At 29.4% G+C, this 12,006-nt stretch carries 11 protein-coding genes and 2 riboswitches; of the genes, 7 read left to right on the plus strand and 4 right to left on the minus strand.

The annotated features are described in order from the left end of the window. The first annotated feature begins 49 nt into the window (after positions 1-49). Entirely contained in the window at positions 50-934 is an 885-nt protein-coding gene (locus WG945_RS07915) for a LysR family transcriptional regulator (protein WP_068448907.1), read from the plus strand. Positions 935-1,010: 76 nt separating this feature from the next. Then, complete coding sequence (locus tag WG945_RS07920; RefSeq protein WP_157603563.1) at positions 1,011-1,931, plus strand: YeiH family protein; 921 nt, start codon at positions 1,011-1,013, stop codon at positions 1,929-1,931. A 194-nt stretch (positions 1,932-2,125) separates the two neighbouring features. Here WG945_RS07920 and WG945_RS07925 read toward each other — a convergent pair whose 3' ends face one another. The 4 genes from WG945_RS07925 to WG945_RS07940 all read right to left on the minus strand — a co-directional run bounded on the left by WG945_RS07925 (position 2,126) and on the right by WG945_RS07940 (position 8,011). Next, the gene (locus WG945_RS07925; protein ID WP_068448910.1) at positions 2,126-3,244 is read right to left on the minus strand and encodes a PKD-like domain-containing protein; all 1,119 of its coding nucleotides are present in this window, start codon (positions 3,242-3,244) and stop codon (positions 2,126-2,128) included. 38 nt (positions 3,245-3,282) lie between these two features. Next, complete coding sequence (locus tag WG945_RS07930) at positions 3,283-4,422, minus strand: YncE family protein (protein WP_068448911.1); 1,140 nt, start codon at positions 4,420-4,422, stop codon at positions 3,283-3,285. Continuing rightward, positions 4,419-6,428, minus strand: a complete 2,010-nt coding sequence (locus WG945_RS07935; protein WP_068448915.1) for a TonB-dependent receptor — start codon at positions 6,426-6,428, stop codon at positions 4,419-4,421. The genes WG945_RS07930 and WG945_RS07935 overlap by 4 nt, the downstream gene beginning before the upstream one ends. Before the next feature lie 100 nt (positions 6,429-6,528). Then, positions 6,529-6,715, minus strand: a riboswitch (cobalamin riboswitch). Between the two features lie 627 nt (positions 6,716-7,342). Further along, positions 7,343-8,011 (minus strand): response regulator, encoded by a 669-nt coding sequence (locus tag WG945_RS07940; RefSeq protein WP_068448918.1) that lies wholly within the window; start codon positions 8,009-8,011, stop codon positions 7,343-7,345. A 179-nt stretch (positions 8,012-8,190) separates the two neighbouring features. After that, a riboswitch (SAM-I-IV-variant riboswitch) is annotated at positions 8,191-8,285 on the plus strand. A 43-nt stretch (positions 8,286-8,328) separates the two neighbouring features. Here WG945_RS07940 and WG945_RS07945 point away from each other — a divergent pair. The 5 genes from WG945_RS07945 to WG945_RS07965 all read left to right on the plus strand — a co-directional run bounded on the left by WG945_RS07945 (position 8,329) and on the right by WG945_RS07965 (position 12,005). Further along, complete coding sequence (locus tag WG945_RS07945; RefSeq protein WP_068448921.1) at positions 8,329-9,042, plus strand: hypothetical protein; 714 nt, start codon at positions 8,329-8,331, stop codon at positions 9,040-9,042. A gap of 266 nt (positions 9,043-9,308) precedes the next feature. Further along, positions 9,309-10,049, plus strand: a complete 741-nt coding sequence (locus WG945_RS07950; RefSeq protein ID WP_068448923.1) for a DUF6796 family protein — start codon at positions 9,309-9,311, stop codon at positions 10,047-10,049. Next, on the plus strand, positions 9,976-11,040 hold the full coding sequence (locus tag WG945_RS07955) for an FG-GAP repeat domain-containing protein (RefSeq protein ID WP_197482064.1): 1,065 nt from the start codon (positions 9,976-9,978) through the stop codon (positions 11,038-11,040). Before WG945_RS07950 ends, WG945_RS07955 begins: the two co-directional genes overlap by 74 nt. Before the next feature lie 18 nt (positions 11,041-11,058). Continuing rightward, entirely contained in the window at positions 11,059-11,622 is a 564-nt protein-coding gene (locus WG945_RS07960; protein ID WP_197482065.1) for an ASPIC/UnbV domain-containing protein, read from the plus strand. Next, on the plus strand, positions 11,622-12,005 hold the full coding sequence (locus WG945_RS07965; protein ID WP_157603567.1) for a hypothetical protein: 384 nt from the start codon (positions 11,622-11,624) through the stop codon (positions 12,003-12,005). Before WG945_RS07960 ends, WG945_RS07965 begins: the two co-directional genes overlap by 1 nt. Position 12,006: the final 1 nt, after the last annotated feature.

Here is a 12,006-nt window from a genome sequence, read left to right on the forward strand (position 1 = left end):
AAATAATAGATTCATTTTACTGATAATTCTATTTTAGACTAAACTGCTGATGAAAACAAAACTTCTTATTTTTAAAACTGTTGCTAATTATTTAAGTTTTACAAAAGCTGCAGAACAATTATTTTTATCGCAGCCAGCAATTTCTAAATCTATTAGAAATTTAGAAGAAGCCTACAAAACCACCTTATTTTTAAGAAAAAGAAACTCCATAAAATTAACAAGTGAAGGAAAGGCTTTTTTAATTTACACCAATAAAATTTTAGAAATTTATGCAGAAATGGAAAATCAATTCTTGCATAAAAATGAAAATCATCCAGATTTAATCAACTTTGGTGTTAGTACTACTTTGGCAAATTATATTATGCCAAAAGTAATTGCAAAATTTAGAGTACAGTTTCCAAATACTAAATTTGAAATAACTGCTGGAAATTCTGACGATATTGAAGAACTCATCCTAAACCAAACACTAAACTTCGGAATTATAGAAGGTAAAAACACCAACCGAAAACTACAGTTTAGTAAGTTTATGAAAGATGAAATTGTGTTAGTTACAAATGCAAAAAACTACACCTTTAAAAAAGGTCTTATTAGTTTAGAAGTCTTACAAGAAGTTCCTTTTATTATGCGAGAACTAGGTTCTGGTACTAAAGAAATAGTTGTAGAACATTTAAACAAACACCACATTAAAAAACTGAACACCGTAGTAACATTAAATAGCACAGAAGCCATTAAAAATTATCTTTTAAATTCTGATAATTTTGCCTTTATTTCTATTCATGCTATTTCTGAAGAACTCACAAATAACAAGCTTAAAATAATTGACGTTAAGGACTTGTCTATTGAAAGGTGGTTTTATTTTGTATCTAGAACAGGGTATCAATCTAACTTAATGAGCTACTTTGAAAAATACACATTAAACAACTATAACTTTTAGTTATATTAAACAATAAATAAGTTTGCTTAATAGTTATTCTTAGTCCTTAGTTTTGTATCGATAAATGAATCTCGATATGAAAACCACAATTGCCAAAATCATTTTTTTCTTAATTATAATTATTGCGCTATTTAGCACAATGAATAGTCCAACGGCCTTATTACTTGGTTTTGTATTTGCTATCATCTTTAGAAGCCCATTTAAATCTAAAAGCTATAAAGCAATTCATATCCTTTTAAAAGTAGCAGTGGTGGGCTTGGGTTTTGGAATGCTAATTAAAGAAACATTAGCAACAAGTAAGCAAGCTTTTAGTCTTACCTTTTTCTCTATTTTCTTAACAGTAGGTTTAGGTTTAATACTTACAAAAACATTAAAATTAGATAAAAAATTAGGGCATTTAATTACCTCCGGAACTGCTATTTGTGGCGGAAGTGCCATTGCCGCTATTTCTCCAGTAATTAAAGCAAATAGCAAAACAATAAGTGTTGCTTTAGGTATTGTTTTCTTATTAAACTCTGTAGCCTTGTTTCTTTTCCCTACAATTGGACATTTTTTACATTTATCTCAAGAACAATTTGGGTTGTGGTGTGCTATTGCTATACATGACACTAGCTCTGTTGTGGGCACTGCCCTAAGTTATGGAGATGAAGCACTAAGAATTGCTACAACAGTAAAACTATCAAGAACACTTTGGATAATACCTTTGGCTATTTTATCTATGTTTATATTTAAAACAAAAGGAGAAAAAATTTCAATTCCTTATTTTATTCTACTTTTTATATTGGCTATTATTATAAATAGTTATCATTTAATTCCTACAGAAATTACTTCTGAAATTGTTTTTTATTCTAAAAGAGTCTTGGTCGTAACCTTATTTCTTGTAGGAACCACAATCTCTATAAAAGACTTAAAATCTACAGGAATAAAACCTATTGTACTTGCATTAAGCTTGTGGGGATTTATCTCAATTTTTTCATTAATATACATTACTTATTAAAAGTGACAATTTAAAAAAACTATTTATAAAGAATTAAATCTTATATAATTGAACTTACTAAAAACAAATACTCATAAGTATCTGAAATAATTCAACAAAAAAAAACCTCTTCTTAATGACTAAGAAGAGGTTTTTAGGTTTCTTTTAAAGAAAGAAATGAATGCTAACATTCCCCCTATTCTAAAACAAATTATTTAATTGTTTAACATATTTAAATCTGCAATACCTGTTACTTCTGTAGAAAGTTCTCCTAACCACCCCATATTTGCTAAGATTCCTGTTTGAACCTTAACAAAGTCAATTCCTGTTAGATTCACCGTATTTCCTTCGTTATCAACAGCGTCTGAAATATCTAATTTATCGCCTCCTGGAGTATTATCAGCATATCCATATTCAAAAGCATTACTTTTAATCCAGCTAGGGTTGCTCATGTCAATATTATTATCTGTCAAAAGAGTCCCTGTAATTGTATAAGAATCTTCTGTAATAAATTCTGGATAAAATTTTGTTGATATAACACCACTTTCCCCTTCACTATCTATCCAAGTTACAACATCTGAAGCTTCATTAGGTCTAGAGTAAGTTACACTATAGTTTTTTATGGTTCCTTCTAAAGCATCTGCACTTCCTTTAATTTCATACCAAGTATCATCTGCAATTCCATTTGCATTTTCATCTTGCATTACCCAAACAACACCAGGTTCTGCAAAACCAGAAAATGCATTTCCATACATCATTATATCAGCTGCATCTTCTGTATTTATAACTGTATGATCAAAAGTATAAGAAACAGTACCTCCCCATGCTCCTAAAGTAACCATTCCTTTTTTGCCTTCAAGAGTTTTAGCTCCTTCTAAAGTACCAATTGAACTATTAATTCTTTGACCAGGTGCAGGTAAATAATCTAGTAAAGTTGTTACATATAAATTACTTTCCTCTGTAATTGGACGAATTAATGCGTTTACTACAATAGTATACTCATTTCTAAATACACCTGCATTATTAGATGATTCATACGTTACGGTATAAGTTCCAGATTTTTCTGGAATAAAATCATAAGTAGCTGTAGAAGATGTAACGTTACCTTCTAAAGACCATTTTTCTGTGTATTCTGCATCATTCATTTTTGTTGCCGAAAAATTAATGGTTTCTCCCATTAACATCTCTATATTATTACTTTTTTCTGATAATTCAATTACAGGAGCTACACTAAAAAGGTCTATTTCTGAAGTACAAGACGATGCCATTATTACTAAAAAGCAAGAGATTAAGAAAATTACACGTGGTTTTAAAAGTTGACTAAATTTGTTCATAATTTTAATTTAAAAAGTTGGTTATTGAATGATAATTATTAATATTTAAATACTACTTTGTTAGGAATATCACCGGTCTCTACAGACCACTTTAAAACTCCTTCTGATGAAAAACAATACAATTTTCCTGGAGTAGCATAATCTTTAGCGTCTGTAATTAGAATGTCTTTTGTTTCTGGGTTTATCTCAATACCGTAAGGAACTTGTATTAAATCTTTACTATCTTCTGTTATAAAAGAATCTTGAAGTATAGTTTCTGTTTTAGTATCTAATAGATTATAAGAAACCGTCATTTCTCCTGTAAAAAAACTAAATTCTGTACTGTAGATATACATTATATCATCAGAAATAGTCATATTTCCTACCGCTAAATCAAACGAAGTTTTAACCTCATCTATTTCTGTATCAACAACAAAAAGTTTAGACGGTGTTTCATAATAATCTCCTCTAGAAGAAACATATAAATCTCCTTCACTATCCATTTGCATACGATGTAGATTGATACCTACTTCTATACGTTTTGTTTCTTCAAAACTAGCAATATCAATTACAGAAACAGTAGATTCATAATTTGGCGGACTATATCCTCCAGAATTGGCAACATAAATTTTATCATTATGCACCACCAATTCTTCGGGTTGTCTACCTACATTTACAGAACGAGTAACACTAAGGCTTGTAGTATCAATTTCCATGATTTTTCCGTTTACAGCATTCGGATCTCCAATAACACCTAAGTAAGTACTCAAATACGCTTTTCCTTTATAAAACTTTATATATCTACAATTATCAATATTTATTTGCTTAATTTTTTTACGGGTATTTGCATCTAAAACTTCTACTTTATTAGATGCATTTACAACCACATATAATTTAGAACCATAAATTCCCATATCATTTCCAACATCTCCCAAACCACCTACTTCTTCTGGGTTTTCCGTTCTAAAAACTTCTTTTTCATAAATTCCGGTCTCAAAATCCATATAATCTAAAGCAGCCTTATTCATAGACATATTGCCCGCATTCAGTAAATAAAACCCCTTTAATTCCGCAATAGGTTCTGTAGGAACTTCCGGATTTATTGGATCATCAAAATTCTCATTGCTGCTACATGAATTTAAAAAAAACACAACAGCTAAAGCTGATGCAATTTGTAAACTTAATTTTCTTTTGTTCATAATAAAAAATTTAAAGTGAAACGATAGGATCTCCCAGGCATCGGAAAGTTTTTTACTACCGCATATTGTTGATTAAATACATTATTTACTGCTACTAAAACTTTTAATTTTTTTCTATTGAATAAGAGTGTTTTTCCTAAACTTAAATCGTGTGTAAACCATGGTTCTAAATAATTAGAACTGATGTTTGCCTTTTGGCTGTATCTTTCTCCCGTATAAATAAAACTGTAATTAAATTCTATTTCTTGGTAATCTATCATTGCATTTACACTACCACTATGGCGCGGTATATACGGAATTTGATCTCCGTAATTACTGGCATTAGCAGTAACATCTATAGATTCTTGATACGTATAGCTTAAATTGGTATTGTACTTAAATTTTGTTCCTAAACTTCCACTTGCTTTTATACTTGTTTCTATTCCGGTGGTTTCTACTTTACCTAAATTTAGCATTGTCCATCTAAATAAATTAGCCCCAGGAACTGCTACAATTTTGTTGTCTATCCAAATTTTATACACATCTGCTTGAAGATCAAATGCTGTTTTTTTAAACTCTGTTTGATAAGAAAATCCAAGATTTACCTGAGCAGCATCTTCTGGATCTAAAAACGTATTTCCTATAAAAGTATAATACAAATCATTAAAAGTTGGCATTCTAAAAATCTCTTTATAAAAACTTCTTACCCTAAATTTATTAGAAGTAAAAGGTTGCCAATTCATCATAATTGTAGGTGAGTACTTCTGTAAATCTTCTGCCGCCTCATAATATAGCACCGTTTCATCTACAGTAGTACTTAACACACTTGCTTGTATGTGTATTTTATCAAAATTAAAATCGGCAGCTAAAGCTGATAAAAGCGTAATTCTTTTAGGGTAAGAAAATCGATACAAATTTGCATCCATCGTATTCTTTTGTAAGTCTGTTGCCAGAGATAATTTCCAAAAAGGAGAAACCTGAAACGTATTTACCATCGACAAATAATATTCTTCTTGGGTATATCTGTTGTCTAGTTCTCCGTCTACCTTTATAATTTCTGGGTCTACATATCGAGAATAATTATGCGCATATTTACCTCTTAACACAAAAAAATAAAAGTCGTTTACATGGTTTGTAAATGCTCCTTGCAGAAAATTATTTCGATCCCATAAACGTTGCGGACGCTTAAAACGATTGGCAACAATGGCTCCTGGCAATCCTCTCTCAGAATCGTAATGATATAATTTCACATTCCAATTATTCTTAATTCCGTTCGAACCATGCAAAGATGCTTCTGCCCTAAAAGATTCAATATCGGCATTATTTCGCGTTGCTATAGTATCATAACTTCCGTTGGTATATCTAAATTTATATTTTCCGTTAGCATTGAGATATTCTGTACTAACACGAGCACTTAAATGCTTATTAATTTTAAAATCTAAATTCACAGAAGGATTTACCAAGCCAAAAGAACCTGTTTTTAGGCTTACATTTGTATTGATACTTTTCCCTTCAGAAAACTGAGGCGTTTTTGTTTTTAGATAAATACTATTTGAAGAAGCATAAGATTTAGCAGATTGATTTAAATCTGAACGTTGCCCTTGATACAATGAAACAGCCTCCATATTTTGCAAAGAATATTTACCTAAATCTATTTGCCCATTTTGAGCATTACCTAGTTGAACACCATCATAAAAAACACCCGTATGTTGCGAGCCCATGCCTCTTACATTTATGGTTTTTATACCACCAATTCCGCCATAATCTTTTAACTGAACTCCGCTAAAAAAACGAATTGCATCAGCAACACTAGAATTACTTAAACGCGTTAAAGACTTACCTGTTAAAGACTGAACAGAAACAGGAGAAAAGTGCTTTTTTAACTTCTCTTTATTGGCTACTAAAAATATTTCTTTAAGCTGAACGGCGTTTGTTGAATCAATTTTTTGGGCATGTAAAGAACTCGAATTACAGCATCCAATAATTAAACAAATAGCCCCAAAAGAATGTAAAAAAGAAGTCCTCATACTTAAATTTTGTATACGAGGATAGAATAAGAGAAGTTCTACATATCTAAAATATTAGATAGGCAGATTCCTAATTCTAGCTTCAATCCTCGAAAGCTTAATGAATTATTTAAAAATGGCAGGTCTTCTGACTTACTCCATCCACCCGGTCTTCCCATTCTTTCGAAAAGTGACTATTCGGATTTCAATTTTAGAGCTTACAGCTGCGGGACAGTTCTAGGTTTACACTAGATTCCCATTTTAATATCAAGTTTTTAAACTTGATAACCATTCTTAGTTAAAAAATAAAGTACAAATCTATCTACTTTTCAGGAATAAACAACATGCTTTTATTGTTTATTTCTAAACAAAATCACTATTGATTAAAACCTAAAAAAAGCACAAATAATTTGAATAAAAATCAACAATAATGCTACTTTGTTGAAGTAAAAAAAATGAATAAATAAAAAGGCAGAACGCTCTCTTTTTACAAATAAAATACTAATAATAATCTATGATAAAAATCAATAGCCAAAAAATTAAAAAGCTGTGATAATATCACCTAAAAAAAAACAACTCCAAATAAAATAATTTAATGACGATAAACACTGTCCCCCAACAACATTAAAATACTCAAAAAAATATTATAAATGAAGTTGCAACAAATTTATTTACTAATGGTTTATTTAAAACCAGTGTACTTTTAGCTATTCATTTAATCAATAATTAGGTTTTAAAAGAAATTTAAAGTCTGTGATAAAAGTGTAACCAAGGTTTTTAAGAATAAAAAGCCTCACGGGTTTCCGTAAGGCTCTTAATTAGCACTCTTTCCTTTTCAATAGTTTCTTTCCCTAACTACTTTTCAAAGATATCCCAATAAAACATAGAGATATTACGGTTTTCCGTAATTAGCATCCTTTTTTTTTAAAATATTATTATATCAACCCAAAATCTTTAGAAATAGCCACTAAATGCGCAGGATTATTCGCATTAAAATGTTCCTTTAAAAACTTTAATCTTTTTTCTATAGCACTCATACTAGATGGTAAAATTCCTTTTTCTTTTAGGTTTTTACTAATTTCCTCTTGTAATAATCCTCTAGAAAGAAAAGCTATTAATGAAATATCAAAATCGGTAATCTCAACTACTTGCTTTGGATGAACGGTAGTATTTAATTCTGGTGAAATATAAAACTGATTTGAAGTAGAAATTGCATGCATGGCATTCTTTAATTCTTTTAATCCGTTTCTATTCTTCCAAACATATCCATCTACCCGTAATGTTTTGTATAAATGCTGAATTTTATAAGGTTTATCTTCAACGGAAAACACAACAATCTTTAAGCCTGAAAAATCATTCCTAATTTTTTCTATTAATTCTTCTCCAGATTTTAATTTCTGTGGTGTACCATCATTTTGAAAAGACAGATCAGAAATGATTAAATGGTAAGGAGTATTGTTTAAATAAGCACTTTTAACTTTAGCATACGCTTCATCACAATACGAAGCAAAATCTATTTGTTTTATTCCTATTTCTTCTAAAGCTATTTTAATTCCGCTATTAATAACATCTAAATCTTCTGCTACCAAAACTTTTTGAAACATTTTTATCATTTTAAAATAAAAGGTTACTTATATATTTATCATTAATTTAATATCAAATTTAATTTTTCATTTTATCGTTTTTATACGGGTTTCCATATTTAGAAAAAAACAACATCTATTAAAAAAATAATTAACCACACTTTTAAAAGTTGGCTGCTCTAAAAATATTTCTTAGTTTTGTAATGTATCAGGAACGCAAAAAATGCGTACCAACCGAGCACAACAGCCACGGTGGTTTAGAATACGGACAGTTCAGTCAAAATAAATGAACCTCCTTTTTTAATTTATTTCCCTGATACATAACTTTTAAATTATGTATGATGAAAACTGTTTTTACAACGCAAGAAGGCGTTAAAATGAATGCTGAACTAGACTTTGGGAGCACTACAACCATTAAAAATGAGTTTAATGTTCTTATGACTACCTATGAAACAATGTTTAATATTGAGCTTAATTATTTCTACAGAATTACAGATGATGGCTATATGCAACTAGCTTATTCTACTGACGATGCATTAGAAATTAAAGCCCAATACAAACTTCAATTTAGCACTAAAAAAGAAGATATTATTTATATTGTTCATCAATTAATTGAGGCAAATTACCTCTATGATGGATTCCCTACAATAAAAGACAGTCCTATTTTTACTCAACAAGAGTTTCAGCAAATTATTAATGATATAAAAAAATCAAGATCAACTGAAAAAGAAAAAGCCTCTCAAAAAATTACACCATTAATTTCATTATTAAAACAACACCAACTAAACCCAATTCCTACTGGTTTTAATAAAAATAGCTGGGTTGCAAATTGCCCTTCTAGAGGGAATCATTTTATACAAATTGTAACTTCTAACGACCAATGGGGCTGCGGATATTGTAAACGTAAAGGAGGAAAAGAAGCATTAGAAAAATGGTTACAGGAAATAAAATCTTTACAAGACCAAAAAAGATTGACCACCATGCTGAAAGAATTAGATAAAGGGAGTATTCAAACTAAAAGTACTTTAAAATGGTGGCTAAATAGGTATTGAATACTAGCATTCTTATGGATGTAAAAAATTAAATATTACAATAAGTTGCACTTTATAACACAAAAGCATCCTACATCACCACCTTCTTAAAATAATGTTAAAAATATTTTGTTAGTTACTCTCAACTTGAACGACAGATGTGTATATCAAAGAATTATTCGAATAAAAATTATACGAATACAATTGATATTCAACTTGTACGGAAGGAATAATTCTTAAATCACCACCGTAACAAGCAAGTTATAAAATTACATAAAGCAAAATAAATGCTATTAGATAAAAATAAAATATTTATAACAGGAATTCTTGGGATATTAGGAAGTGTTCTTGTTGGTGTTGGAGAGTTTCTTCTTCATTTTAGTCTACATATTATTGGTAATGCAGACAACTATCAGTTTTTTCAATTTGTACCAAAAAATAGTTTGATAAAAGGGCATTTTTTAGCAGTATTTGGTGTTCCTTTTTACTTTTTAGGCTATTATCATATTTATAAAATGTTAGAAAAAGGGAATAAAAAACTAGCTTCTATCGTTTTTGGATTAGGTATTTTAGCTTTTACTATTGGCGGTTTCTGGATTACTTCTAGAGCTTTTCTAGGAACAATTGTTCATCTTCAAAATGATATTGATACTAAAGTTTATCAAAAAATATTAGACAATTACACCTTAATTAGTGAATCTCTTGTTCAGATATTAAGAATAATCATTCTTTTACTTTCCGTATTTTTCAGTATTACAATACTAAAAGGAGGAACCTGTTATAAGAAATGGATGGCTATTTTTAACCCTATCGTTTTATTAATTTCTGTATCTACATTGTACTTTATTTCTCCACAAATAGGAAAATACATAGCACCAATAGCAATGAATGTTGTTCATTTTATAGTATTTAGTTTATCATTATATCAACTCAAAAAAACAACCCTTTATCAATATGAAAATAATAAAAAGAATTGCAGGAATTATATTAACACTAATAGTATTATTAGTAATTATTGTAGCTGTTAAATTTAGCACAGATAGAAATAACCCATACAACAATGCAATAGCAGACAATTTAATTCCTACATTCAAGGAAATTCCAATCGACTTTACACATCAATTTAACGGAACAGAATCATTACCTGTTACCGCATCTGTATTAATTGATATTGATAATGATGGTGTTGATGAATTATTTTTAGGAGGAGGATACAATCAGCAAGATGAAATTTTTAGTTACAAGGAAGGGAAATTTATTTCTATACCTGAAAACGTAGGGCTTCCAAAGAAAGAAAATAAGACAACTTTAAGTGGAGCTTCCACAGATTTTGACAACAATGGTTTTACCGACTTAATTCTTTCTAGAGAAGATGGCATTGTAATTTATTATAATAACAACGGAAAATTTACACCAAAGAAATTAGAATATGATTTGGCAGACAACGCAACACCATTAGGTTTAACTTTAGGTGATGTAAATAAGGATGGTTTTACCGATATTTTTGTTGCTAATTACATTAGAAAAAAACAAATGGTTGGGCAAAATAATTTTAGCAAAAATTATGGTCCTCAAAGTCTTTTACTAATCAATAATGGAGACAATACGTTTAAAAACACAACTATTGAAGCAGGTTTAGAATACATTCATAATACTTTTATGGGTATTTTGATTGATATTGATAACGACACTTGGCTCGATCTAATTATTGCTTATGATACAGGAGAAATTAGAACTTACAAAAACAAAGGTGATGGAACTTTTGAAATGAAAGAAAATCCATCAACCACTAAATATGCCTATCCAATGGGAATAGCTGTAGGTGATTATAATAATGATGGTTTAGTAGATTTTATGTTTTCAAATACAGGATCTAAAGTACCTAGTTTCGTGGCAAGCGGAAACATTGAAAACAAAGATCTTTTTAATCCTAATTGGATATTTTTTGAGAATAAAGGTAATTTCGTATTCGAAGATGTAGCAGAAATAACACAAACTAAAGATTTTGAATTTTCTTGAGGAGCTGTATTTGCAGATATGAACAATAACGGGTTACAAGATTTAATTGTAGCAGAAAACTATATTGATTTTCCACCACATAAAATATTTAAATTACCAAGTAGATTTTTAACCCAAAAAGAAGACCATACTTTTGTTGCTACTGAAGAAAAAAGTGGTGTTGTAAACCCTAATTATGCAATTACTCCTTTGGTAAGTGATTTTAATAAAGATGGTTATTTAGACCTTATTTGGGTAAACATAGGCACACCTGTTTTGGCTTTTATTAATGATGGAGGCGACAATAATTTTATTAAAGTAAAATTAGATGATAATGCTGAAAATTTAGGAGCTAAAATAGAAGTGATAACTTCTGGTGATAAAAAAATAACGGAAGATTTTATAGTTGGAGAAGGATTAACAAGTGATCAATCTGCAACTTTACATTTTGGTTTAGGCAAAGACTCTATAAAAAGTGTTATTGTTAAATATATTAGCGGAAAAGAATACACGTTTCAAACCCCTAAAATAAATACACTTTTAACAATTCCTAAAATTTCAGTTTCAGATACCATTCCTTCTGCTCAATTAATTCAAAAATAATGAAACTTAAAAAAGTATTACATATTATTTTAATACTGATTTTTGTTTTAAGTATTTTGGGAGCAAGTAGTTTAGTTTACGATGAATTTATAAACGAATCTATTTGCCCTAAAATATTTAATATACCTGCTTGTTATATTATAATGGGGTGTTTTATAATGCCTTTACTCCGACATCTTTTAAAATGGAATAACTACATCTATTTTATTGGAACAGGACTTGCTTTTTCTATTGCTTTGTATGGCACAACAACACAACTATTAGAAATTGTACAATGCCCAAAGACTTCTACAGGAATACCAATGTGCTTTATTTCACTATCCATTTTTACAAGTCTAATCTTCTTAAAAATAATGTTATTAAAAATTAAGAAACAGATTTAAG

The sequence above is a fragment of the Polaribacter atrinae genome (genome assembly GCF_038023995.1).
Lineage (GTDB): Bacteria > Bacteroidota > Bacteroidia > Flavobacteriales > Flavobacteriaceae > Polaribacter > Polaribacter atrinae.